This is a genomic window from Clostridium hominis, from assembly GCF_014287825.1.
GTDB classification, from domain to species: Bacteria; Bacillota; Clostridia; order Clostridiales; family Clostridiaceae; genus Clostridium; species Clostridium hominis.
This window is the reverse complement of record NZ_JACOOO010000047.1, coordinates 63873-90428: the sequence shown is the minus strand read 5'-3', so window position 1 is coordinate 90428 and position 26556 is coordinate 63873. Positions and strand designations below refer to the sequence as shown.

The following is a 26556-nucleotide window of genomic DNA, read 5'->3' as shown; positions in this document are numbered from 1 at the left end:
ATCCCTCCTATTTTACTGATTTTGCTATTTTATTTGCTTCATGCCACATATCTCTGATTTCTTCTATTAATGGCAATATCTCATCTATTATAGTCACATCTTTTTTTATATTTGCTATTGCTAACCTTTCTTTAATAAAAGAATATAAATTATGTAAATCTCTAGTAAAATCTCCGGCATTCATATTTAATGTTGAAATTAGTTCAGTATATATATCTTGAACTCTTGTTAATTCTTTATGTGCCAATTGAATATTTTTTTCTTCTATAGCCTTTCTTGCAAGCTTTGTACATCTAACTGTTGCGTCTACTAACATAAGTAATAGGTTTTCCTTTGATGACATATTTATTGAATTTTGCTTATATACATTGTATGGATTTGCAGCATACATCCACTACTTCCCCCTAATTGTTTCTTTATTTTAATAGTTTGCTTAAATCTATCTCCTTGCTTATAGCCTTAATATTTTCTTCTTTAACTTTTTCATACACTTCTTTTCTTAGTATAGTTTTATCCTTAGGTGCTGATATACCTAACTTAACACTTCCATCTTCCAACTTTACAACAGTTATTTCTATATCATCTCCAATTAATACTGACTCATCTTTCTTCCTAGTAATTACTAACATTTTTCTCTCTCCTTATTAAAGGATGTTTTGTATCATATGTATCATATTGAATAATATATTGTTTTGCTAAATTATTATTTATATTTATGACTATAGGAGCTTTTAAATTTATGGTTGATTTTTCTAATGTTTCTCCTAAAGTTATAATATTTAATATTAAAACATCCTTTGAATCTTTTACTTCTAAATCTTTCATAGTTTCATTATCTAAATTTAATTCATATTCACTATAAAAGTCAAAAGGAGATACTACAACAAAACTTACTTCCTCATCTAAAGAAGACATTACTTTAAACTTTTCATTATCTTTAATCTCATCTATTTTAAAGTTCTTAAGGCTTTCAAATCCTGGTATTCCTCTTTTAAATATTATTTGCATAAAACTACTCCTATCCTAAATAATCCAATAAAGTTGGTTGAATCATCTTAGCTCCAACTTGCATACTTGAGTTATATACCATTTGAGCAGATGTTAATTCTATATATTTCTCAGCCCAGTCAACATCTTGCATATCAGAATATACACCTTTAAGTCTGAGTATATTTTCATCATTACTTGATTTAACATTTGATACAGTATTACTTCTAGCTCCAATAGCTGATCTATTATTTAATACATGATTCATATAATCACCTAATTCTGAATTTAACTCTTGAACTCTATCTTTATCTACTGGATTATTTCCAAGCTCAACCAAAATATTATTTATTGTATTTAACCCCTTTAAATTATCTGTAACTTGTGAGGCTGTTAAGTTATAATCTATTCCTATTCCATCAGATATTTCTGCTTTTAGCTTATCTTCATTAGCTCCTGCCTTTAACCTTAACTCTACAATTCCATCAGCATTCTCAAATATTTCAACTGGTGCTTCATCGGTATTACTTCCACCAAATATAAATCTACCAGCATAAGTTGTATTTAATGCCTCTCCGATTTGCTTCACCTTTTCATTTATCTCACTTTTTATAGCTTTTATTTCATCTTCTCCATAAGAACCACTTATAGATGTAAGCAAAACTTTTATCTCACTACTTATATTTCCTATTTTATCTAAGGCATCATCTGTAGAATCAAGCCATCCTGTTATTTCATCACAATTATAATTATATCTTTCTACATCATTTATCTCATTCTGCATATTAAGTATTTTTATAGCTTCATAAGGATTATCTGATACCTTATTTATTTGCTTTCCAGTATTTAATTGCGTATTTAACTTATTTATTGACTGTAAACTCTTTTGAACATCACTTAAATAAGTGTTAGTCATAGCTCTATTTGTTACTCTCATAATAGCTTTTCCTTTCTACCTCACTAATCCATTTACAACTACATCTAAAAGAGAATCTATAGTAGATATTACTTTTGCACTTGCGTTATACGCATGTTGAAATTGTATTAAATTTATCATCTCTTCATCCATAGAAACTCCAGATACACTTAATCTTGAATTATCTATACTAAGCATTAACTGACTTTGGTTTTTTTCTTCTCTAACTACGTTTTGAGTAGCATGTCCTAATTTTTCAATTATCGAATTATAGTAATTATTAATAGTTATATCTTTCCCATTTATATTTACTTTTTCATCTTTTAAATTAAATAACTTTAATGCTTTATCTGTAGTCATTTGTAACTTGCTACTATCATTTAAAAGTTCTTCATTTATACCAAGCATTGGATTTTTATCTTCATCAAATACAAATAAATCTTTTACATCATCTGCTCCAAGACCATCATTATAAATATTATTTACACTATCAGCTATTCCTTTAGCTAATGTTTTCAAATCATTCATATATGAATCTAGTTCCTTAGCCATTTTTAATGCTCCACTTATTTCTCCTGAAGCATCTATTTTTTCTAATTCATCTAAAGTAACTTTTCCATCTGACATAGCTGCTTTTACATCATCATTTTGTATATTTAGCTTAAAGCTCAGATCATCTAATATCCTATCTCTTTCATCCATTAAATCATTAGGAGACTTTCCAGTTGCTTGAACAATCTTAATATTTTCTTCTAACTCTTTTAATGACCCTAACATAGAATTTACATCATTTAACATATCTGATGTTTGCTTATCTATATTCTCCTTAAGTTTTTCAAGCTTACTATATGACTGACTTATATTGTTAGCCAAAAACTTTCCATTCTCAATTACTATATTTTTAGCTCCTATATTATTTGGATCTTTAGATAACTCATGCCATCCATTAAAAAACTTATTTAATGATGAAGATATAGCATTATCTGATGGCTCATTAAATATATTTTCTATGTTTTTATAGTAATCATATCTTACACTTATTTCTCCATATGAATGACTTTCACTTCTAAATTGAAAATCATAAAATGTATTTCTTATTCTTGTAATATCGGTTACTTGTACTCCTGTTCCAAGCTGGCCAGGTCCCATACTACTGTTATAACCAATCTGACTATATGGCCTACTAGCTTTTTGTTCTACCCTTTGCCTTGTATATCCTGGTGTATTTAAATTTGTTATATTATGTGAAGTAGTCTGAATTGCTGTTTGATTTGCAGTCATTCCTGATGCTGCCGAATGAAGCGTTCCCATTAAACTAGGCATAATATTCTCTCCTCTATCTACTAATCTTTCCGTATGAATTGTATGTACCAACTGACTTAGATGGTTTTATAACTTTTATCATTTTATTTGTAAAAAACAATTGTTGCTTTATTAAAGTATTGTTAGTATCTTTTTGTAATTCTAAATTATTTAATAATACCTTTATCTCTCCATATACACTTTTTATATGGTCATCTTCGCTATTTTCTATAATAGATTTGAAGTCTTCATCTTTAATAAAATTTCTTCTTTTTATCTCTACAGTCGCAAGCTTTTTTCCGATAGATTCAATTTTTGTTGTTATGTTTTCTAGCAACATTATTTCTTTATCTATTATCGCTTTGTACTGATTATCTAATAGTTCTAACAACTCTTGCAGAATATTTTTCTCTTCAAAAACTATTAATTTTAATTCTGCATTCATCTATTTACTCTCCTTTATAGACTTAATAATTTTCTCAGCTACCTTTCTAGAATCAACAGTATATGTGCCTTGCTTTATTCTATTTTTGATCTCACTTATCTTATCTAAATCTATATTCTCATTTTCAGTAGTTATTTTATTTAAATATTTAGCATCTTCTGAAATAGTAACTTTATCTTTAGGTAATTTATTAACTACTTCTGCTTTATAATTTTGTCTTTGCTTAGTATAGGCATTTATCATATTATTTCTTTGTATTGAATCAATCTTCATATTTACCTCCTCTTAATTTCCTATTCATTAATCTATATTTATATTATCGGCATATTGCAATATTTATTTAGCTTTTTATAAAAAAGAAATAGGTATAGCGCTTTTACCACTACACCTATAAGATTTCCTTATTTATTTTTATTTGAATCTCATTTAAATTCCGATATTCTTACTGATATTTTTTCATCCAATTTTATAGTCTCACCTTTTGCTACATTTTTATTATTTATCTCTATATCTAAATCTTCATCTACAGTCTTATCTAAATATATAATATCTCCAACTTTTAAATCTATTATATCCTTTATACTCTTTTCACACTTTCCTATAACTACACTCATATCTAATTTCGCATTTAATATAGCAGATTTATTTTCAAATGCTTCAATTGGTTTTTTTTCTAAAGTTTCGAACTCTATCTCATATAATCTTTCTTTAAGCATTGTTTCCATTCTTATTCCCCCTACTTGTATATATCTAATAATAATCCTTGAATGCTATCTATAGTAGATGATATATCCAAGTTTTCTTTTTCCTCTTTTAATAATTCCTGTGTTAAACTTTCTAACCTTTCATTTATAGTTTCTACTGTAGAGTAATACTGATTTTCCCAAAAGCTTATGTTTTTATTTAATGTATATGTATAATCCACTACTGTTTTTAAGTATTTTTTTATCGTTTCTTTATAATTTTTAACATCATTATAGCTTTTAGTTACTATCAACCTATTTCCTTTTTTCTTAATATCCTTTATATAATTCTCTAGTTCCTCTTTTGTTGCTGATTTATATGACTTCATGAAGCTATCAGAAAATTGTTGTTTGTTGCCTATCACTTTATCTTTCAACTCTATATTTCTATTGATATTTACACCTTCAATTTTCATCTATAAACTCCTGTAATAGCTCATTACTTTTGGAACATAATTCTGTGTTTCCTTCGGCATCTTATATATATCATTTATAGAAGTTACCCCTCTGTTCATCATTCTAGTTGGTCCTCCATTATAAGCCATAAGAGCCATTTCAATATCTCCATTATATCTATCTATATAACTTTTTATATGTATTACTCCACCTTCAATATTTTGCTCTATATCTAAAGGATTTGTAACTCCTAATGATTGGGATGTTTCTGGCATAAGTTGCATAAGCCCTTGTGCTCCTGCTTCAGATACAACATTAGGATCAAAATTTGATTCAACCTTTATTATTGATTTTATTAATTTAGAATCTATCCCATACTTATTAGAATACTTTTCTATTGCATAATCTATTTTCTCATCGATATTTAAAGAATCTGTTGTAATATCTAATCTATTAGTATTATTAAATATACTTTCTAGTGATGTTTCTATTTCATTGATATTTAAATCTTTATTACTTTCTTTCATAGCTTTTAACAAACTTTCCATTATCATATTAAAAGCTCCTGAATCAGAACTACAACTACAATTATTAAAACTATTTAACCCATATGTACTTTTATTTCCTAAAGCCTGTATCATATTTAACATTTGCTCACCTCAATCATTCCTATTAGCAAAACTAATCTAATTATTTTAGATATACGGACACTATAGTAAAAACTTTATACCCTAATAATAAAAAAGTGCAGACTATTATTCTGCACTTTAATTTATTATTTCTACATTGTTTTAAACATATTTTTCAGGCTTTTCTTCTCCACTAAGAACTCTAATTGCACCTTGTGCTAATGCTAGCAATTCATCTTCTCCTGGATATACTACCATCGGCGCAATCCATCCTACGTATGAGTTTATATCATCACATACTTTTTTACCATATGCTATTCCACCAGTTAAAATAATAGCATCAACATTTCCTTTTAATACAGTTGCTATGCTACCAACCTCTTTAGAAACTTGATATATAAATGCATCATATATTAAGCCCCCATACTCATCTCCATCATCCTTCAGCTTTAATACGTCTCTAGCATCATTTGTATTTAAATATGCTACGTAACCACCTTTACCTACTAATCTATTATGCATTTCACTTTCAGTATATTTTCCACTATAACACATTGTTATTAAATCGCCTACAGGAACTGAACCTGCACGCTCTGGAGAAAATGGTCCATCACCATCTAATGCATTATTAACATCTATAACCCTTCCGTTTTTGTGAGCTCCAACAGAAACTCCTCCACCCATGTGAACAACTATTAAATTAAGGTTCTCATATCCTTTTCCACTTTCTTTTCCATATCTCTTAGCTACAGCCTTTTGATTTAAAGCATGGAATTTACTCTTCCTTGGTAGTTCTGGTAGGCCTGAAATTCTTGAAACCTCCTGAAGTTCATCTACCACAACTGGATCAACTATAAAAGCTTTTATTCCCAATTCATCTGCTATTTCTTTTGATAATATTCCACCTAAGTTAGATGCATGCTGTCCTTGTACTCCTATTTTCAAATCTTCTATCATCAAATCATCAACTTCATAAGTTCCTCCTGGCATAGGTTTAAGCATTCCACCTCTACCAACTACAGCATCTAAGGTTTTTATATCAAAATTTTTATTTTTTAATACATCTAAAATAACACCTTTCCTAAACCCCTTTTGATCATATATAGTTTCATATGAAAGAATTTCCTCTGATGAGTGCCTTAAAGTTTCAACTAAAACTTCATGTTCTCCATCATAAACTCCAATCTTAGTTGATGTTGATCCTGGATTAATTATTAATAACCTGTATGACATTTCTCAATCTCCCCTTTATCCCCTTATTTATTTGATTCTGCAACTAATGCTGCTAAAGCTATAGAGTTAACTTTAGTTTCGCAACTATCTGCTCTAGATGTTAGAATTACTGGTGCTGATGTTCCTACTAAAATTCCTCCATTTCTAGTTTTAGCTGTATATGTTAATGCTTTATACATTACATTTGCTGATTCTATATTTGGAAATACTAATATATCTGCTTTTCCAGCAACTTCACCTTTTATACCCTTATGGTGAGCAGCGTCCTCTGATAATGCATTATCTAATGCCAATGGACCATCTACTATACATCCTTTGATTTGACCCCTATCATTCATTTTAGATAAAAGTGATGCATCTATTGTGGCTGGCATGTCTGGATTTACAACTTCTACAGCACAAATTGGAGCTACCTTTGGATACCCTATTCCACAAGATTTAGCTACCATTACTGAATTATTAATAATCTGAGTCTTTGCTTTAATATCGGGATAAGTATTAAATGCAGCATCTGTAAGTAAAATCAGTCTGTCTATCCCTTCAATCTCAAATACTGCAACATGAGACATAAGTTTTCCTGTCCTTAATCCCACTTCCTTATTTAATACTCCTCTTAAAAATGTAGCTGTATCTATAAGCCCCTTCATTACCATATCAGCTTGTCCACTAGATACTAACTCCATAGCCTTCAACGTAGCTTTTTGAGGATTCTTTTCGTTTACTATTTCAAACTTACTTAAATCCATATCAATATTCTTAGCTATTTCTTCAATTTTTTCTTTATCTCCTACTAGGATTGCATCTACAATGCCTCTGTCCTTTGCTAAGCTTACAGCTTCTAAGACAGGCTCATCTTGAGCTACTGCTACGGCTAACTTCTTAGTACTTACAGCTTTTAATTGTGAAAATAATTCTTCAAAATTCTTTCCCATATAACACCTCATACTATTCCATATTTTCTTTATTTTTTTGTTAAATTTGTATCATTATTACTATTATACCACTATTTTACTATTTTGAAATTATATTCAATATTTTTCCAAAATAATTTTCTACATATTTAGCTTAAAATCCTTATTTACTCTCCATATTGACGATATTTATTAATTAACTTTTGATAAAATTATGCACAGATATTTAAAAATATAATTTCCTAAAGAATAAAAAAAGGAATTGCATAAGCAATTCCTTCTATAACTCTTAATTTTTAATTCTTAACTATTAATTAATTTATACTTTCCTATAATTCTTTCTGCCACTTTTATTCCATCAACTGCTGCTGATATTATTCCTCCAGCAAATCCAGCTCCTTCACCAGCTGGATATAAGCCATGCATAGATATACTTTCTAAGTTTTCATTTCTAGTTATTCTTACTGGGGCAGAAGTTCTAGTTTCTATACCTGTAAGAACTGCATCTGCTCTTCCATACCCTTGAATCTTCTTATCAAAGTTACCTATACCTTCCTTTATAGCTTCTACTACATAATTTGGTAAGCATCCTCTCATATCAACTAATTCAAACCCTGGCTTATAGCTTGGATTTACAGCTCCTAACTTAGTAGACTTTCTATCATTTAAAAAGTCTCCTAATAACTGAACTGGTGCATTATAATTACTTCCTCCAAGTTTAAATGCTAAACTTTCATAATGTCTTTGGAACTCCATTCCTCTTAAAACATCATTTCCTTCAAAATCTTCAGGGCTAACTGTAACTACTAAAGCAGAATTTGCATTTTCTAAGTCTCTAGCATGATAACTCATTCCATTTGAAACTAATCTATTCTCTTCTGAAGAAGCTGCAACAACAACTCCTCCTGGACACATACAAAACGAATAAACTCCTCTATTTAAATCTTTACTTTGGTATGTAAGCTTATAATCTGCAGCTTTTAATCTTGGGTGGTTATGATATTTACCATATTGAGAAATATTAATCATCTCTTGAGGATGCTCTATTCTTACCCCTACTGCAAAAGCTTTTGGTTCCATAAATATCCCTATTTCTTTTAACATCTCATATGTATCTCTTGAACTATGTCCTAATGCTAAAACTAAAGCCTCACAAGGTATTTCATTTCCATTAACTACTATACTCTTAATCTTACCATCTTTTCCGTTTATGTACTCAAGCTTTGATGAAAACATAACTTCTCCACCTAAAGCTATTATTTTCTTTCTTATATTTTTAACTACATCCTTTAGTATATCCGTTCCAACATGAGGCTTAGCTTCATATATAATTTCTGATGGAGCTCCTGCATCAACTAACTGTTCTAAAACATAATCACATCTTTTATCTTTAATTCTTGTAGTTAGCTTACCATCCGAAAACGATCCTGCCCCTCCTTCTCCAAACTGAACATTAGATTCTAAATTTAGTTCTCCCTTATCCCAAAACCTTTTTACAGTTTCGGTCCTTTTATCTACATCTTCTCCTCTTTCTATAACTAAAGGTCTATATCCCTTTTCAGCTAACATTAAAGCTGCAAATAATCCTGATGGTCCTAATCCTACTACTACAGGTCTACTGTTAAGTTTCTCATTTCCTGGCTCTACATCAGGATCATACTTTGTATCATCTATCTTTACATTATTATCATGAAGTTTATCAACTATTTTCTTTTCGTTTTTATGATTAACTTCAACCGCATATGTAAATTTAATGTTATTCTTATTTCTTGCATCTAAACTTTCTTTTATAATTTTAAAGTTTTCTATTTCATCAATTGATACTTTTAATTTTTTACTTACTCTTTTCTTTACTACTTCTATATCATCATCTAATCCTAGTACTATATTGTTAATTCTTATAGTCATATAATCACCTTTCAAATTGTTTTTTAAGAAACTATAACCCAATGGTTGATAATTTCATTTATTAAGTCGTAATTCAATCTGCGATAATTTCTTTAAATACATAGCTGATTAAAAATTTCACCTTTGATATTACTTATAGTTCTATATTTTATCATATCTTATTTATTAATACAGTTTTTTATAAAAAAATAAAGCCATCTTATTGATGGCTTTAATAATCAAATATTATCTATAAATTTATTCTGTTGGTGGAGTTTCCGTAACTATCTTTTCTATATTAAAAGATACTTTATCCAAAGCTTCTATCCTCACCTTATCATTAGGTGTAATTAATGCTATCGTTGGATCTTCTGTAAATTGTCCTGCTTCAGTATAGCTTGATAAATCTAAACTAGCAGTTATTGATTCTGACGTTATATTCTTTATATCCTCTTCATAACCACTAACTTTTATCCTTATACTTTTATTAGGTGCATCAAGCGTTAATCCTTCACTTAATCCATTTAATGCAACCTCTACAGTAACCTCTTTACTTACTTCACTTTCCACAACAACATTTATAGATATACTTTGAACTTCTCCTAGATTAACCTGTACTTTGTCAGGTATTTTTAATGCTACATCTATACTTGTATTTCCTGTAATATTTGATAGATTTACTACATCACTTTCAATTACATCAATAGTATCTAAAATTTCCTTAGGTCCACTTAATTCAACTTCTTTATAATTTGGTGTAAAATCTTTTAATCTTAAACCACTTGTTAGTTGACCTACTGTATTTATTTTAATAGGAACCACTTTTCCTTCATTTACTTTTATAGTTGCATCAACTGTATCTTGAGATAATGTTACATTTTCAATTTTATTACCATTCTCATCTACAGGATATAAATGATAACTCTTAGATATTGTTTCATTTACATTATATTCTTCACCTCTAGCTACTACTGAATAAACCTTATCTACTGCTGATTTTGGTCCACTAATAGTTACTTTACTTTTAGCAAATTCTATTGGCGCAACATAATAAGTCGGTTTTGCTATTATATCTATCTCTGAAGTTATCTCTACATCTCTCTTAATATATTCATCTATATATATCGTTAAGGTCAATGAACTATTATTCTTTATCGCCACTCTAGCAGGTGAATCAACTATATGAACTGGAATCTTATTAGCTCCAACCTTATAAGCATATTCGCTTAAATCTATAGTAATTTCAAAGTCATCCTTACTTATTTTACGTAAATCTTGAGTCGTTCCTTCAACCTTTAAGTTAACAAAGAATTGCTGGTTAGGAGCCAGTATAAGATTAGAATCTCTAAGCACTCCCTCATTCATAAGTTTGACAGGTACTTTATTTATATCTTGTGTCTTAATTGGGTTCTCTACATTCGTTACATAGAACCATAAAGCTACAGATAATAAAAGACATACTATTTGAACTATTACTTTTTGTTTATTATTCCAGTTATCCATAATTTCACCTTCTTGCCTGCCGTTTTAACTTTCTTCTCTTCTCTATGTTCCATTATCTTCAGTAAAATTACTCTTAATTTCTCTTTATCATAGTTTCTTGTTAATCTACCATTTATAGCCAATGAAATAGTTCCTGTTTCTTCTGAAACTATTATAACTATTGAATCTGATATTTCAGATAATCCAATAGCTGCTCTATGCCTAGTTCCAAGCTTTTTATTAATATCCTTATTACCGGTCAAAGGCAACACGCAACCTGATGCTAATATTTTATTTTTCCCTATAATCGTTGCACCATCATGTAACGGTGTATTTACTACAAATATATTTTCTAAAAGATTTGCTGAAATTCTTGCATCTAATATAGTTCCAGTAGATGTTATTTCAGCAAGCCCTGTACTTTGTTCAATAACTATTAATGCTCCAGTCTTAGTTTCAGCTAAGTTAGATACAGCTGTAACTATTTCTTTTACATATATATTTCTTTTTTCACTATCTTCGAAACCATGTACATCTTCAAATGCACTTCTTCCTAAATGCTCTAACGCTCTTCTTATTTCTGGTTGAAAAATAATTACTACTGATAATACTCCTATAGTTAATGTTTTATTCAATATAAAATTCAACATCGTTAAATTTAGCAATCCACTTATAGGAATTAATATAATTATAAAAACTATACCTTTCAATAATTGTTCTGCTCTAGTTTCTTTTATAAGCATATATCCTTTATAAAAAATAAATGCAACTGCTAAAATATCTACAATAGACATTATTGAAATATTTGCTAGTGAATTTGTAATCACTGTAAAAAACTCTTGCATTTAGTCCACCACCATAAATTTTCTAATTAAAATTATACACCATTATTCCAAGTCTTAGTATAAAAAATTTTATTTTATTATTTTTCCTTAACTTATTAATATTTATTTACTTTCATTAATATAAATTTATGTAAAGAATACTTTTTCGAGGTGTATATAATGGAAAACTTAAAAATTAAATTTAGAGGAAATCATAAGTTTATAGTAATTTTATTTTTATTAGTTTTACTAACATTACTATCTATAATATTTATTTATAATTATAAACTTAAAAATAATGTTAAAGAATCTAATACTTTTGATCATATAGTTGATGAATTAAATACTATAAACAATTCAATTGAAGAGTGCTCTACTGAATTTACTCTAAATAATAAAAACACAGTAACTACTCTTAAAAACAATATTGATAATTTAGAAAAAGTTAAAAATAATTTACGCTCTTTAGTAATTGTTGATGATTACGGTAGAGAAACTTCTTCTAAAATTCTTTCTTCTATAGAGTCTGCCCAAAATCTATATAATTGTTGCATTTCGTCTTTAGAATATCAAAACATATCATCTACCTCTGACTATGTAAGCAAAATAAATGAGCAACAATTTGACTTATTAAAAAGCTATGTTGATTTAAATTATTTAGGCATAGAAATAGGATTTACTGATGACTCTTTAATATTTTTCGACAAACTAATAAATTACTTGAGTAATTTAGAGACTCTTACCAAAAAGAGTAATGTAAATACATCTCAAGGTGAATTATTTATAAAGAGCTTTAAAACTGCTATTAACGATTTATCACAATTAACTGAAAACCTTGAACCTGCTATATCAAAAGTTAGAGAAGATAATAGGTCTTTCGATGCTATATTAAAAGATTTGGCCGATAAAGAAAGTAAATACTTAAGTATAAAAAGTAGTATTAATAGTATTTCTATTCCTGAAGGCTATTTATCATACTATACTTCTCTAATTGATACCTGTAACTTATATTCTAATTATTTAAAAACACTAAAGGTAGCTATAATATTCGAAAAATCATCTAGTAATTATGAAGATAATAAAGAAAGTATAGATAAAAATTATAAAAATGCTTTTTCTAAATTGGATGATGTTAATGACTCATTAAAATCTCTAGAAAAATCTTCAGAAAATTTTTAGTATTAATTTTCTTATTTGGGGTAAAAATATTGTTTGATTGGGTTATATCCAAAAGGAGGTTTTTATGAAAAAATTTAAACAAGTATTTTCTTTTATTTTGACCCTTTCTCTTTCAGCGCTATATAGTTATCCTAATTTTGCTTGCGAAAATGATATGCTTATGGTTCAGGATAGCGCAAACATACTTTTAACAACTAAAGCAAACGACAATTCAATAAATAATTTTATAGATATATCCAATGATGAGTATGTAGAAGTTTTTAGTCAAAACGATAGAATGATTTATTTAACTCAAAATGATATATATCTTATGTCGCAAATAGTTTATGCTGAAAGTAAAGGGGAGCCCTTTGAAGGAAAGGTAGCAGTTGCATCAGTAATACTTAATAGAGTATTATCTCCTAACTTTCCTAATACTATTGAGGAGGTAGTATTTCAGCCAAATGCTTTTTCTTGCGTCATAGATAATGAAATATACGTATCACCTTCTCAAGAATGTTTCGATGCGGTATATGAAGCAATAAATGGTCATGATCCAACAAGAGAGGCGTTATTCTTTTATAACCCTGAAATCGCAACATGTAGTTGGATGCAACAAGTTGATAAAACTAATATAACACCTATAGGCCATCATGTTTTCTTCTCATTATACTAAATAAAGCGCGACGCACTTTATTTAGTTAAGAGTTAAAAGAGAATAGCTAGAAGTTTAGAAATAAAGTCAGCTAAAGCTGACTTTAAAATATTATATTTTAGAAACTACAGAGCAGTTTCTTCCTAAACTTTTCACTTTTAACTCTTCACTCTTAACTTTAAAAGTGCTTCGCACTTTTATTCAAAGGTTCCTTTTATAACAGCTTCTCCTTTTTGAACAACTATTTTACCTTTAGCTATTACCATATCTATATCTAAGCTTTCTTCATCTACTATTACAAAGTCTGCATCTCTTCCTTCTGTTATTCTTCCTTTATTGTCAAGTTTAAGTATATTTGCTACATTAGAAGTTATTACTTTTATTGCTTCTTCTATCGGAACATTATGATTTTTTATACTTGCCTTAACCTCTCTATATAAACTAGCTACTGAACATATTCCTAAACCGATTAAATGTCCTTGTTCATCAAATCTAGGCATACTTCCATTTGCATCTGATGAAAATGTTATATGTTCTATATCTACTCCATTTTTCCAAAGAATTGCTAGACCTTCACCAGCTCTTATTTCTCCTGGTTCTAAAAAGTTAGGATCACTGCTTGTGGTTAAATCTATAAATCCTCCTCGTTTAGCGTATGCTTCACCTTCATAAAATAACTTATCACTTCTATTTATATGCGTTGGCAATACTTGTGTTGGTGGAATTTCTGTTTCATCTATTAATTTAGATAAATACTCTAATTTTCTAGCCCCATTACCTAAATGAACATTTACTATTCCTGCTTTTCCTGATAACAATCCTCCAACTCTTGCGCTAGCTACCGTATTAACAAAATCTTGATATGTAGCTTGAGAGCTTCTATGATCTGATAATGCAATTTCTCCAACTCCTATTACCTTATCAACCATCATCATGTCACCTTTAATACTATCAGTTATTGTTTTAACAGGAATCTCATAAGAACCTGTATAACAATAAGTAGTTATTCCCTCTTCTTCTAAGCCTTTAGCTTTGGCAATTAATGATCTCATATTTCTACATACTCCATCAGTTCCAATACACCCTACCACTGTAGTTACTCCAGCTTCTATTAGTGTTGATAACTGCATCTCTGGTGTACGTGTCTTAAATCCACCTTCACCACCTCCACCTAATATATGAACATGATTATCTATAAATCCTGGATAAAGTAACTTTCCTTTTCCATCAATTATTTCTATTGCTATAAAATTATTTGGAATTTCTACATTATCATATATTCCTTCAATTTTATTTGAAGTTATTACTACATCTTTAATTCCTAAATCTTCTGGTGCGTAAACATGTATATTCTTAATAACAGTAATCATTATTTTCCTCCTATACTTTTCTTAAAAACTTTATCTAAGTTATATTTTTTTATCCTATTAATATTATTAGTTACAAATAGAATATTAATCCTAATATTGCCGCAATAACTATAACTAAAATTGGATGTACTTTCTTGGATAATAATATGATTCCTATTATTATAGTTATAATTATACTTTTAAAATCTACATAAGATTCCTTTGCTAAATCTATAAATGCATATATTATAAGTGCTATAAGTATTGGTCTCATTCCAGCTAGCATAGACCTTATAACTATAGATTCCTTAAACTTATTTAATATTTTACTGATTATACTTACTAATATAAATGATGTTGTAACTACTCCTATTGTAGCTATGGCGCTTCCAATAATACCTCCTACCTTATATCCAACAAAGGTCGCAGAATTTATAGCTACAGGACCTGGTGTCATTTGTGATATACCTATTATGTCACTAAATTCAGACATAGATATCCATGCATTATTTTCTACTATTTCTTTTTGCATGAAAGGTAACATTGCATATCCGCCACCAAAGCTAAAGGTACCTATCTTTAAAAAAGCTAAGTAAAGTCTAATTAATATCTCCATAACCTTACACCTGCTTTCTTAAAAAGATAATCCCATATAGACCTGAAAGTATTATTACCAATACAGGATGTATATTAAAAAACGCCAATGCAATCAGTCCAATAATAATAGTTATAGCTGTTCTTATATTCTTTTCTAAACCTTTTGAAAGACTTATTGCTCCCACTAAAACTAGCATAGGTACTGCTGCTGTTATCCCTTTAAATGCCGCATTTACATAGTAATTATCTCTAAATTGCATAAAAAATACTGCAATGATTAAAATAATAAAAAATGATGGCAATATTACTGCAAGTAGCGCTACTATAGCACCTAACAACCCTGCAATTTTATATCCTAAGAATATTGATGTATTTATAGCCAAGGCTCCTGGTAGGCTTTGAGAAACTACTAAAATATCTACAAATTCCTCTTTAGTAATCCATCCTTTATTTCCTACTACTTCTTTTTCAATTAATGGTATCATCGCATAGCCTCCACCAAATGTAAAAGCTCCTATCTTAAATATTGATAAAAATAGTCCTAAAACTTTTCCCATATTACACCTCAAATTACATATAAGTATACTTATAATTAATATTCTCCTTTCTTTTTATTATTCCTGTCGAAAATTTAAAGATACTGTTTAGTCAATTAAGAATTAATGATTGGAAATTAATAAACAAAAAAAGTGCGCCTAAGCGCACTTTTTACTTTAATTAATAACTATTCATTTTAAATTATTAATGACTACTCTTGTTCTAAAATTATCTTCTTAGCTGTTAGAATTGAAGTAGCACTCATTGAGAATTCGTCTAGTCCGTATTCTACTAATGTTGGGATAGCAGCTTCATCTCCTGCCATTTCTCCACACATTCCAACCCACTTACCATGCTTGTGAGCTCCATCAATAGTCATCTTTATTAATCTTAATACAGCTGGATGCATTGGATTGTAAAGGTATGATACCTTTTCACTCATTCTATCAGCAGCTAATGTATATTGGATTAAGTCGTTAGTTCCGATTGAGAAGAAGTCTACATATTTAGCTAATTCATCAGCCATAACTGCTGCAGCTGGAATTTCAACCATGATACCCCATTGAGTTGTATCTGAAGTCTTAACACCTTCAGCATGTAATTCTGCTCTGCATTCTTCAACGAAAGCCTTAGCAGCTTGGAATTCTTCTAATCCTGAAATCATTGGGAACATTACGCAAAGATTTCCGTATACAGAAGCTCTTAATAAAGCTCTTATTTGAACTCTGAATATGTCTTTTCTATCTAAGCATAATCTTATAGCTCTGTATCCTAAGAATGGGTTCATTTCTTCCGGTAATGGTAAGTATGGTAATACTTTATCCCCACCGATATCTAATGTTCTAATAACTATTTGCTTACCGTTAGCTTTTTCTAAAACAGTCTTGTAAGCTTGGAATTGTTCTTCTTCAGTTGGAGCTGAATCTCTGTCCATGTATAAGAACTCAGTTCTAAATAGACCTACCCCATCTCCACCGTTAGCTAATACTTGATCTATATCTTCTGGCTTACCGATGTTACCACAAACTTCAATTCTCTTACCTGATTTAGTTACAGTTTTAACTTCGATAAGTTTCTTTAATTCTTCTTGTTCTGCTGCAAATTTTTCTTTTTTAGCAACATATTCAGCAATAACCTCTTCTGATGGATTGATTATAGCAAATCCTTCCATACCATCAACTATGATTGAATCACCATTTTTAACTGATTTAGTTATATCTCCTAAACCAACTACAGCTGGGATTTCTAAAGTTCTAGCCATGATAGCTGAGTGAGAAGTTCTTCCTCCGATATCAGTTAAGAAACCAACAACCTTTGATCTATCTAATTGAGCTGTATCTGATGGAGTTAAATCGTAGGCAACAACTACAGTATTTGCTTCAGTTATAGCAAATCCACTTCCACCTTTTCCTGCTAAGTTAGAGATTATTCTCTTAGAAACGTCTTTAATATCAGCAGCTCTTTCTCTCATATAGTCATCTTCCATTGATTCGAAGATCATAACAAATGTATCTGTAACGCTTTGAACTGCCTTCATAGCATTTAAGCTGTCACCTTCTATAGTCATTTCCATTTGACCTGTGAATTCTGGGTCATCTAATAAAGTTAAATGAGCTTCGAAAACTTGTGCTTCGTGCTCTCCTATTTCTGCAAGGGTTTTTTCTTTTATAGCTGTTAATTGCTCTTTACAAGCTTCTAAAGCTTTTTGTAACTTTTCCTTTTCAGCAGCTACGTCTGAAACCTTAGCATCAGTTATAACTATTTCTTCATGTTCTTGTATGAATACTTTACCTATTGCATAACCCTTTGATGCAGCAATACCTTTTTTCATTATTGAATTCCTCCCTATACCTTAAGCATAAATCTTGTTGTTCTTAAGTTGAAAATTAATTTAAAATTTTATCAAATAATTATCACTAATTTTCATTATAACATATTTTTTATTATTGTTAATAAAAAATGTTTACATTTTTTCCAATTCGACAAAAATCTTATATCATTTTCCCTATAAATTAAGCAAACCTTTCTATAAATCATCTATTAATGTACTAGCTTTTGCATATGCTGTTGATTTTGCCTCAAAGAAATCTGTCTTAACTGAGTTTGCATCTGATAATGTATCTACCCAATTAGCTGGATTTTTATCATAACCTTTATACAAAGGTGTTAATCCTATTTCCTTCAATCTCTTATTTCCTAAATATTTTATATATGATTCTATCATATTTTTATTTATCCCTTGTATATTATCTCCAATAACATAATGGCCCCAATTTATTTCATTCTCTACTCCTGTTCTCATCATCTCTCTTAATTCTTCTTTAAGATCTTCTGTAAATAGATTTTCCTCTTCCCTTTGAAGTTCTCTCATTATATTTCTAAATAACCAAAGGTGAGTATTTTCATCTCTATTAATATATCTTATCTCTTGAGCTGATCCAGGCATTTTTCCATTTCTCTCTAAATTATAGAAGAACATAAATCCTGAGTAAAAATATATACCTTCTAGTATATAGTTTGCCATTATAGTCTTAATCAAATTCTCTTTTGTAGGTGAATCTATAAAATTATTATATAAATCTCCTATGAATTTATTTCTACTAAGTAAAATCTCATCATCTTTCCACTGATAAAGTATTTCATTTCTCTTCTCTGGAGAACATATAGTATCTAACATGTAACTATAACTTTGAGAGTGAACAGCCTCTTGGAAAGCTTGAATCGTTAAACATAAATTCACTTCACTAGCTGTGATGAAATTATTTATATTACTCAAATTAGCAGTTTGTATTGAATCTAAAAATATTAAGAAAGAAAGTATTTTATCATAAGCTGTTCTTTCTTCATTAGTTAACCTATTATAATCTTTTAAATCCTGAGCAAGATTAATTTCTTCTGGTATCCAGAAGTTATTCATTCCTTGTCTGTACCAATCAGAAACCCAACTATATTTCATGTTATTAAAATCATTTAAATTTGTTGTATTTCCATTAATCATTCTTTTCTTACTTATTTCTATATCCCCATTTTCATTAAACAGAGGCTTTCTATTAACATTCATCTCTCATTTCTCCTCACTCTTATTTAATTAAGAATTAAAAGTTAAAAATTTATAATTAATGTTAAACTGCTTATGCAGTTTTCAATTTTATAAAATCAATTTATCTAATTTACTTCTTTAACTCTTTATTATTATTTAACTATTATATTTTTAAAAGTTAGAAACTGCATTAGCAGTTTCCTCCTAAATTTAAAATTGTTATTTATTAATTTTTAATTATTTTATGCTGAACAACTCTCGCAATCTGCAACAGTTAATGATTTAGATCTTACATAATAAATTGATTTAACTCCACATTTACATGCTTCTATATATAAATTCATTATTTGTCTCATTGTATAGTCTGTAGTTATATATAAATTAAACGACTGCCCTTGATCTATATGTCTTTGTCTTATGCCATTTACTTGTATGCATAACTTTTGGTCTATATTATATGCAGAGTTATAATACCAGAAGTTTTCCCAACTTAAATTTGGTGCTGTTTTAGGTATTATACTTCCCTTTTTCTCTTCTAACCAGAATCTTGCCATTACAGGATCAACACCCTCTGAAGTTCCTGCTATAGTAGCAGTAGATCCATTTGGAGCAACTGCAAATAAATATCCATTTCTCATCCCAAATTCTTTAATATTTTTTCTTAATTCATCCCACATTGTTGACTTATAATTTCTTAAGTCAAAGTATTCACCTGTTTGCCAATCTGAACCTTCAAAATATGAATATGAACCTTTTTCTTTTGCAATATCCATACTAGCTTTTATTGCATAGAAATTAATTCTTTCATAAACTTTATCAGCAAACTCTAAATGCTTATCTTCTGTCCAATGTATTCTATTGTTAGCTAACATGTGGTGATATCCACTTGTTCCAAGACCTATAGCTCTATACTTCTTATTAGTTACCTCTGCAAATGGTACTGCATAATAATTTAAGTCTATTACATTGTCCATAGCTCTTATTTGAGTCTCAACTACATACTCAATTTCTTTATCTGAATTTACATCTACATTTCCTAAAACTACTGATGAAAGATTACAAACTACAAAGTCTCCGGCTTTAGTTTTTTCTACTATTATTTTATCTCCATTTTCATCAGTTATTTCTGTTTGCTGTATGTCCATAGCGCTTGTGTTTTGCATTATTTCTGTACAAAGATTTGAAGAGTATATCATACCTTTATGCTTATTAGGATTCATCTTATTGGCTGTATCCCTATAAAAAGCAAATGGAGTACCAGTTTCTGCTGCACTCTTTATAATTAATCTAACTATATCCTTAACAGACATTACTCTCTTTTCTATTCTGTCATCATTAACACAATCATAATATCTTTCTTCCCATTCTTGACCATAAAAATCTTCTAGATTATATCCTTTTACAGTTCTTATTTCATGAGGACACATCATATACCAGTTCGCATCTATATCACTCTCTGCTAACTTCCAGAAAAGATCTGGATAACAAAGTCCAGGGAACACATCATGTGCTTTCTTTCTATCATCACCATTGTTTGTTCTTAATTGTAAAAACTCTGGTAAGTCCTTATGCCAAGCATCTAACCATATTGCTACTGACCCATTTCTAACTCCTAGCTGGTCAACTGCAATAGCTGTGTCATTAAATAACTTTATCCATGGTATAACTCCACCTGCTGCACCCTTAAATCCTCTTATAGTAGATCCCATAGCTCTTACTTTCCCAATATATATTCCCATTCCTCCACCAAATTTAGATACTTCAGCAAAGTTATCTAATGATTTATATATTCCTTTTAAGCTATCATCTACTGTATCTATAAAACATGAGCTTAATTGATAAAATGGCTTTCTTGCATTTGACATTGTTGGAGTAGCCATAGTTGCCTTTAGTGAGCTTAAAACATCATAAAATCTTTTAGCCCAATATAATCTATTTTCCTTTTTCTCTGGAATTGCTAAATGCATAGCTATCCCCATAAACATTTGTTGAGGTAATTCTAAAACAGCTCTATTAAAATCTTGAATTAAATATCTCTTTGCTAACAAATCTATTCCGCTATATGTAAATATAAAGTCTCTCTCTGGCTTTATTTTTTTCTCTAATTCATCTATATCATCTTTTGAGTAATTATTTAATATATACTCTCCATAAAGCTTTCTTTCCGTCATAGCACTTATGAAGTTATAAAAATCACCGTATACATTAGAACCCTCTTCTAACCCTCTATTTTTTCTTATATCATCATATAATTTATCTATATATAATTTCGAAGCGACATATTGCCACTTAGGTTCACTATCTGTTGTTAATTCAAGTGAAATTTGAATTACTGAATTTCTGACCTCATCATTGCTCATTGATGGTCTTATTATATTCGCACAGCTTTCTATTAACTTCTTACTTGTATATATCTCATTTTCCCCTTCTATTCCTTTAACTGCATAATCACATATTTTTTGTAAATATCCCATTGTTTCCTCCACCACATATAGTATACTATACTTTATTTTTCAACACTCTAACACAATATATTGTTAATTATAACTTTGCTATATATACTTGTAAAATTAAAAAAGATTTAAAAAAAAGAGAAAATAACATACTTTCCTCTCTATTTCTTAAATTCTCTAATATTTTTACTATCTAATAATCGCTACTACTTAATATTACTTATTGAAATCTTTTCATATTTTATTGATAATTTTATGAATATCATATTAACATCTCCTAAAAACTAATATATAATCAAATTTGTGATAAAGAATACTTGCAACACGAGGTGCACTAATGAAAGATTTAATTAAATCAAAAACTTTTTATATTGATGTAATAGTTATAATCTTAGGATGTTTTATCTATTCTCTAGGGGTCAACCTTTTTTTAACTAATGCAAAGCTTGTAAGTGGGGGAGTAACAGGGATAGCACTTATTTTTCAATATGCATCTGATATTCCATCAGGGGTTACTGTGTTCCTATTAAATATTCCTTTATTCTTTGTAAGTTATAAGTTCCTTAGCAAAAGATTTACTTTGTATACTGCTATAGGTATGGTTTCAATTTCATTATCATTAATCTTAACTAAGCCATTATCATCATTAGTTCAAGTTAATGACATGCTACTATACTGTATATATGGTGGAGTCTTATGTGGTGTAGGTATGGGACTAGTATTTTATAGAAATGGTTCTACAGGCGGAATAGATATTATAACTATGGTAATTAGAAAGAATTATTCTAATTTTGAAATTGGTAAACTTAATTTCGGATTCAATCTGATTATAGTAGCTATCGCAGCACTTATTTTTGGTTTGCCACAAGCTTTATATACCCTTATATCTATGTTTATACAAGGAACACTTCTAGATAAGGTTTTAAATGGATTTACCAGCAAGAAACTATTGTTAATTCTTACTGAAAAAGAAAATGATATTATAAACTATGTTATTAATGATTTACATCGTGGTATTACATCAATTATGGCAGAAGGTGAATATACTCACAGTAAAAAGAAGATGTTATATGTAGCTATAACATCATCACAATTTATCAGTTTAAAAAATAAAATTCTTCATATTGATCCTAAAGCATTTATTACAATAATCGATGCTTCAGAGGTTAAGGGCAAAGGATTCGTAAATATATAGCTAAAATTTAAGAGTTAAAAGTTAAAGATGAAACTACTAAAGTAGCTTCCAAAACAATAAAGTTACAATAACTTTGTTCTTTAACTTCTAACTCTTCTCTATTAACTTTTCGTGTTATTTCCTCGGAAATCCCTATTAATTGCTATTCTCGTTAGTATTATTACTATTTTCACTGAAATACCTATCTATTCCTAAAGAAATTCCATCAACTATTAAATTTTGATGTTCTTCACTCTTTAGTTTTATTTCCTCTTCAGGGTTAGATAAAAATCCACATTCAACTAATATTGATGCTCCATCAAACTTATCTCTTAGAATTAAGTATGCTTCACCAGCAGGCTTAGCAACTCTTTTATTATTATCTTTAATTGTCTCTTTTAAGGAATCTTGAACTACATTAGCCAATGTTGAGCTCTTATCATTAGATGCATACCACACCTGTGCTCCATAGCACTTGCTTTGAGCAAACATATTTTGATGTATAGAAACAAAGATATCACAATTAGTTTCTACTTTCATGTCTGCCCTTCTTTTTAGGTCATCACGTTTTTTCTCTCTAATAGTACTTCCTTTTTGATATAAACCTTCATCCTCATCTCTAGTCATATAGACAGTATATCCTTTACTAACTAGGTTTTCTTTAAGCTTTAATGCTATTTGAAGATTTATATCTTTTTCAATAGTTCCATTCTTAGATTGGGCTCCTCCATCAATTCCTCCATGACCTGGATCTATTAATACAACTTTAGAGTCATCACTTTCCATACTTGCTTTTGTAGGAATTGTACAAATTGATAATAGAACAAAAATACTAAATGCAAATATAATAATCTTTTTCATATTATTCCTCCAACTAAACATATCTGATATTAGTATTCTTTAATGCTTCATTCTTTATACCATCTTATATTAGTTAAATTTAATATCTATCTTTTATAACTAAATTAGATAAAAAAAGATGTTATAGATTTTACTCTATAACATCTTTTGACTTATTAATTATTTTCTATAACACTCTCAGCTATATTAGTTGAATGGTCTCCTATTCTTTCAAGGTTACTTAATAGATCTAGGAAAACCGCACCTGCATACGCATTGCAAGTTCCATCATATAATCTCTTTATGTGTAAATCTCTGAATTTTCTTTGTTTCTTATCTATTTGTGATTCTACATCCATAACAGTCTTAGCTTTTTCAACATCTCTATTTTCATAACTTTCAATAGCTATATCTACAGCTTGTAAAGTTGATTCATATATTGATCTTAATTCATCTAAAGCTTCAATACTATATTCTAATCTTTTATTTATCTTTTGAATTGTTAAGTCAGCAAGATTCTCTGCATGATCTCCAATTCTCTCTATATCAGTAACTATGTGGAATGTAGCTGCTACTATATTCTTTTCTTTATCTGATAAATCGCATTTAGATAATTTAACTAAATAAGTTGTAATACATTCTTCAAGAATATTTATTACATTCTCATTTTCATAAACCTTTTGAGCTAATCTTTCATCATTACTAGTAAATGCACTCATAGCTAATTCTAAACTCTTCTTAGATTTGTTAGCCATTCTAATAGTTTCTTTAATAACTTGTCCAGCAGCAATTACTGGTGTTTCTAATAATCTATCATCTATATATTTTACTCCAGCCTTTTCATCGTCATCATCACCTGGAATTAATTTAGTAACGATCTTAATTAATATAGGTATTAACGGCACCATTATTAACGTATTAACTACATTAAATATAGTATGTGAATTTGCTATTTGTCTGCTTACATCTGAAGTAAATCCAGATACGAAATTTCCTAATATATTTGTAGCTATAAGCGGTAAGAATATTACGGTACCAACTATATTGAATATTAAATGTAATAAAGCTGCTCTATGTGCTGTCTTATTTGTACCAACAGTTGCTATCATAGCAGTTACACAAGTACCTATATTACATCCCATTATTATTGGTAATGCTTGATTTATGTCTAATGCTCCAGCTGTAGCTAATGCTACTAAAATACCTGTAGTTGCAGATGAACTTTGTAATATTGCTGTTATTAAAGCTCCTGCAAGAACACCTAAGAATAAGTTACCACCAACAGTTGATAATATTTGTTGGAATACTACTGAATCAGTTAATGGCTTCATTGCTGAACTCATAGAACCCATTCCTGTAAATAAAATACCAAATCCTAAAATGATATTACCAATTTCTCTTGTTCTCTTTACTTTTACAAACATAACTATCATAGCACCAATAAAAACAAATATTGGAGCTATTGTGCTTAATTTAAAGGCTACAAGTTGAGCTGTTATTGTTGTACCAATATTAGCCCCCATTATGATTCCTGCTGCTTGTGCAAGATTCATAAGACCTGCATTAACAAATCCTACTACCATTACCGTAGTAGCACTACTACTTTGAATAACTGCAGTTACTATTGCCCCAACTATAACTGCTATAATCGGATTTTTAGTTACCTTTTCAAGTATCTTTTTTAAACCTTCTCCTGCAGCGTTTTCAAGACCATCACCCATTAATTTCATTCCGTAAATAAATAGTCCTAAACCACCTAATAACTTAATTATAACCATTAAAGTATCCAAAGATAATATTCTCCTTTTCTATATAATACTAAAGTTAATTTATTTTCTAGAGTAAGTTTACAATAATTCTTAACAATTGTTAAGAGTTCTACCCGTTTTTTAACATAGATTTAATATAACTATATTCATTTAGATAAATTTTAAAAGTACATTATTAAATATTTATAAATAAACCAAATAACAATAGATTAAATTTAAAAATATTAATAATTTTATGTTTTGTAGTTGGAAGAAATTTCTAATAATTGAGTAAAAAAAAGAGAGGTAAAACCTCTCTTTGAACACCAAACTATCTCTTAGAGAATTGTGGAGCTCTTCTAGCCTTTTTAAGACCGTATTTCTTTCTTTCCTTCATTCTTGGGTCTCTTGTTACGAAACCAGCTTTCTTTAATTCAGACTTTAAGTTTTCATCTGATTTAATTAAAGCTCTAGTTATTCCGTGTCTGATAGCTCCAGCTTGACCTGTGAATCCACCACCGTGAACATTAACTAAAACGTCGAACTTTTCCTTAGTTCCTGTTAAAACTAATGGTTGGTTAACGATCATTCTTAAAGTTTCTAAACCAAAGTATGTTTCGATATCTCTTTTATTGATAACTACATTACCATTTCCTGGTACAAGTCTAACTCTTGCAACTGATTTTTTTCTTCTTCCAGTACCCATGTATTGAACTTTTGCCATTTTTTATTCCTCCTCCCGAGATTGTTGTATTAGTACTTTAATTCAAGTACTTCTGGTTTTTGAGCTTCGTGATCGTGCTCAGAACCTCTATATACTTTTAATTTACCAAGCATTTTTCTTCCTAATACTCCTGATGGAAGCATTCTTCTAACAGCTTCTTCGAAAGCAAATTCTGGCTTCTTAGCTAAAACTTCTCTATATGGAGTTTCTTTTAATCCACCTACGTATCCGCTGTATTTTCTCATCATTTTTTGATCTAACTTCTTACCAGTTAAAACAACTTGTTCAGCATTGATTACTATTACGTGATCTCCGCAGTCAACGTTTGGTGTAAATGTTGGCTTGTTCTTTCCTCTTAAGATAGAAGCAACTTGAGAAGCAACTCTTCCTAGTGGCTTTCCAGCAGCGTCAACAACATACCATTTTCTTTCAACTTCTTGTGCTTTTGCAATGTATGATTTCATGTTTTTCCCTCCCTGAACTTACATTTAAAGTAATTTTTTATAATTACCGATTTATGTTAAGA

Annotated in this window: 28 protein-coding genes; 3 read left to right on the top strand and 25 right to left on the bottom strand. The window is 29.3% G+C overall.

The features are described from left to right. Nucleotides 1–7 precede the first annotated feature (7 nt). From fliS to cdaA, 15 genes are all read right to left on the bottom strand, one after another. On the bottom strand, nucleotides 8–391 hold the full coding sequence (gene fliS / locus H8S20_RS19100) for a flagellar export chaperone FliS (RefSeq protein WP_186861084.1): 384 nt from the start codon (nucleotides 389–391) through the stop codon (nucleotides 8–10). A gap of 25 nt (nucleotides 392–416) precedes the next feature. Continuing rightward, nucleotides 417–629 carry a carbon storage regulator CsrA gene (gene csrA, locus H8S20_RS19095; protein ID WP_186861083.1) on the bottom strand — a complete coding sequence of 71 codons (213 nt, stop codon included), beginning with the start codon at nucleotides 627–629 and terminating at the stop codon, nucleotides 417–419. Further along, nucleotides 613–1008 (bottom strand): flagellar assembly protein FliW, encoded by a 396-nt coding sequence (fliW, locus tag H8S20_RS19090; protein WP_032117076.1) that lies wholly within the window; start codon nucleotides 1006–1008, stop codon nucleotides 613–615. Before fliW ends, csrA begins: the two co-directional genes overlap by 17 nt. A gap of 10 nt (nucleotides 1009–1018) precedes the next feature. Then, nucleotides 1019–1924 carry a flagellin N-terminal helical domain-containing protein gene (locus tag H8S20_RS19085; protein ID WP_186861082.1) on the bottom strand — a complete coding sequence of 302 codons (906 nt, stop codon included), beginning with the start codon at nucleotides 1922–1924 and terminating at the stop codon, nucleotides 1019–1021. Nucleotides 1925–1939: 15 nt separating this feature from the next. Continuing rightward, on the bottom strand, nucleotides 1940–3226 hold the full coding sequence (flgK, locus tag H8S20_RS19080) for a flagellar hook-associated protein FlgK (protein ID WP_032117074.1): 1287 nt from the start codon (nucleotides 3224–3226) through the stop codon (nucleotides 1940–1942). 13 nt (nucleotides 3227–3239) lie between these two features. Beyond that, the gene (locus H8S20_RS19075; protein ID WP_186861081.1) at nucleotides 3240–3650 is read right to left on the bottom strand and encodes a flagellar protein FlgN; all 411 of its coding nucleotides are present in this window, start codon (nucleotides 3648–3650) and stop codon (nucleotides 3240–3242) included. Beyond that, complete coding sequence (flgM, locus tag H8S20_RS19070; protein WP_186861080.1) at nucleotides 3651–3923, bottom strand: flagellar biosynthesis anti-sigma factor FlgM; 273 nt, start codon at nucleotides 3921–3923, stop codon at nucleotides 3651–3653. A 149-nt stretch (nucleotides 3924–4072) separates the two neighbouring features. Further along, nucleotides 4073–4375, bottom strand: coding sequence for a FliM/FliN family flagellar motor switch protein (locus H8S20_RS19065; protein WP_186861079.1), 303 nt, complete (start codon nucleotides 4373–4375; stop codon nucleotides 4073–4075). 11 nt (nucleotides 4376–4386) lie between these two features. Further along, nucleotides 4387–4809 (bottom strand): YaaR family protein, encoded by a 423-nt coding sequence (locus tag H8S20_RS19060; RefSeq protein ID WP_186861078.1) that lies wholly within the window; start codon nucleotides 4807–4809, stop codon nucleotides 4387–4389. Further along, nucleotides 4810–5439, bottom strand: coding sequence for a lytic transglycosylase domain-containing protein (locus tag H8S20_RS19055; RefSeq protein WP_186861077.1), 630 nt, complete (start codon nucleotides 5437–5439; stop codon nucleotides 4810–4812). A 141-nt stretch (nucleotides 5440–5580) separates the two neighbouring features. Next, complete coding sequence (buk, locus tag H8S20_RS19050; protein ID WP_186861076.1) at nucleotides 5581–6651, bottom strand: butyrate kinase; 1071 nt, start codon at nucleotides 6649–6651, stop codon at nucleotides 5581–5583. A gap of 23 nt (nucleotides 6652–6674) precedes the next feature. Continuing rightward, the gene (gene ptb / locus H8S20_RS19045) at nucleotides 6675–7583 is read right to left on the bottom strand and encodes a phosphate butyryltransferase (RefSeq protein ID WP_186861075.1); all 909 of its coding nucleotides are present in this window, start codon (nucleotides 7581–7583) and stop codon (nucleotides 6675–6677) included. A gap of 282 nt (nucleotides 7584–7865) precedes the next feature. Beyond that, on the bottom strand, nucleotides 7866–9470 hold the full coding sequence (locus tag H8S20_RS19040) for an NAD(P)/FAD-dependent oxidoreductase (protein ID WP_186861074.1): 1605 nt from the start codon (nucleotides 9468–9470) through the stop codon (nucleotides 7866–7868). A 237-nt stretch (nucleotides 9471–9707) separates the two neighbouring features. Further along, entirely contained in the window at nucleotides 9708–10952 is a 1245-nt protein-coding gene (locus tag H8S20_RS19035) for a CdaR family protein (RefSeq protein WP_186861073.1), read from the bottom strand. Continuing rightward, on the bottom strand, nucleotides 10922–11776 hold the full coding sequence (gene cdaA / locus H8S20_RS19030) for a diadenylate cyclase CdaA (protein ID WP_186861072.1): 855 nt from the start codon (nucleotides 11774–11776) through the stop codon (nucleotides 10922–10924). The genes H8S20_RS19035 and cdaA overlap by 31 nt, the downstream gene beginning before the upstream one ends. 159 nt (nucleotides 11777–11935) lie before the next feature. On the opposite strand from cdaA, the gene H8S20_RS19025 reads away from it, so the two are divergent. Continuing rightward, nucleotides 11936–12934 (top strand): hypothetical protein, encoded by a 999-nt coding sequence (locus H8S20_RS19025; protein WP_186861071.1) that lies wholly within the window; start codon nucleotides 11936–11938, stop codon nucleotides 12932–12934. Between the two features lie 64 nt (nucleotides 12935–12998). Continuing rightward, on the top strand, nucleotides 12999–13589 hold the full coding sequence (locus H8S20_RS19020) for a cell wall hydrolase (protein ID WP_186861070.1): 591 nt from the start codon (nucleotides 12999–13001) through the stop codon (nucleotides 13587–13589). A 176-nt stretch (nucleotides 13590–13765) separates the two neighbouring features. Here H8S20_RS19020 and iadA read toward each other — a convergent pair whose 3' ends face one another. From iadA to H8S20_RS18990, 6 genes are all read right to left on the bottom strand, one after another. Beyond that, nucleotides 13766–14938, bottom strand: coding sequence for a beta-aspartyl-peptidase (gene iadA, locus H8S20_RS19015; protein ID WP_186861069.1), 1173 nt, complete (start codon nucleotides 14936–14938; stop codon nucleotides 13766–13768). Between the two features lie 70 nt (nucleotides 14939–15008). Beyond that, nucleotides 15009–15533, bottom strand: a complete 525-nt coding sequence (locus H8S20_RS19010; protein WP_186861068.1) for a chromate transporter — start codon at nucleotides 15531–15533, stop codon at nucleotides 15009–15011. A 4-nt stretch (nucleotides 15534–15537) separates the two neighbouring features. Beyond that, a complete protein-coding gene (locus H8S20_RS19005) occupies nucleotides 15538–16071 on the bottom strand; it encodes a chromate transporter (RefSeq protein WP_186861067.1) in 534 nt (177 codons plus the stop codon). 191 nt (nucleotides 16072–16262) lie between these two features. After that, nucleotides 16263–17882: a phosphoenolpyruvate--protein phosphotransferase gene (gene ptsP, locus H8S20_RS19000; RefSeq protein WP_032117060.1), complete on the bottom strand. Its 1620-nt coding sequence runs from the start codon at nucleotides 17880–17882 to the stop codon at nucleotides 16263–16265. A 195-nt stretch (nucleotides 17883–18077) separates the two neighbouring features. Then, nucleotides 18078–19112 carry a ribonucleotide-diphosphate reductase subunit beta gene (locus H8S20_RS18995; RefSeq protein ID WP_032117059.1) on the bottom strand — a complete coding sequence of 345 codons (1035 nt, stop codon included), beginning with the start codon at nucleotides 19110–19112 and terminating at the stop codon, nucleotides 18078–18080. A gap of 221 nt (nucleotides 19113–19333) precedes the next feature. Continuing rightward, nucleotides 19334–21565 (bottom strand): ribonucleoside-diphosphate reductase subunit alpha, encoded by a 2232-nt coding sequence (locus H8S20_RS18990; protein ID WP_032117058.1) that lies wholly within the window; start codon nucleotides 21563–21565, stop codon nucleotides 19334–19336. 316 nt (nucleotides 21566–21881) lie between these two features. On the opposite strand from H8S20_RS18990, the gene H8S20_RS18985 reads away from it, so the two are divergent. Then, on the top strand, nucleotides 21882–22739 hold the full coding sequence (locus tag H8S20_RS18985; protein WP_186861066.1) for a YitT family protein: 858 nt from the start codon (nucleotides 21882–21884) through the stop codon (nucleotides 22737–22739). A gap of 135 nt (nucleotides 22740–22874) precedes the next feature. Here the strand turns inward: H8S20_RS18985 and cwlD are convergent, their stop codons facing one another. The 4 genes from cwlD to rplM all read right to left on the bottom strand — a co-directional run bounded on the left by cwlD (nucleotide 22875) and on the right by rplM (nucleotide 26494). Then, nucleotides 22875–23579: an N-acetylmuramoyl-L-alanine amidase CwlD gene (cwlD, locus tag H8S20_RS18980; protein ID WP_032117056.1), complete on the bottom strand. Its 705-nt coding sequence runs from the start codon at nucleotides 23577–23579 to the stop codon at nucleotides 22875–22877. Nucleotides 23580–23734: 155 nt separating this feature from the next. Beyond that, on the bottom strand, nucleotides 23735–25348 hold the full coding sequence (locus H8S20_RS18975; protein WP_032117055.1) for a Na/Pi cotransporter family protein: 1614 nt from the start codon (nucleotides 25346–25348) through the stop codon (nucleotides 23735–23737). Nucleotides 25349–25637: 289 nt separating this feature from the next. After that, nucleotides 25638–26030 carry a 30S ribosomal protein S9 gene (gene rpsI, locus H8S20_RS18970; RefSeq protein WP_032117054.1) on the bottom strand — a complete coding sequence of 131 codons (393 nt, stop codon included), beginning with the start codon at nucleotides 26028–26030 and terminating at the stop codon, nucleotides 25638–25640. 29 nt (nucleotides 26031–26059) lie between these two features. Continuing rightward, nucleotides 26060–26494, bottom strand: a complete 435-nt coding sequence (rplM, locus tag H8S20_RS18965) for a 50S ribosomal protein L13 (RefSeq protein WP_032117053.1) — start codon at nucleotides 26492–26494, stop codon at nucleotides 26060–26062. Nucleotides 26495–26556: the final 62 nt, after the last annotated feature.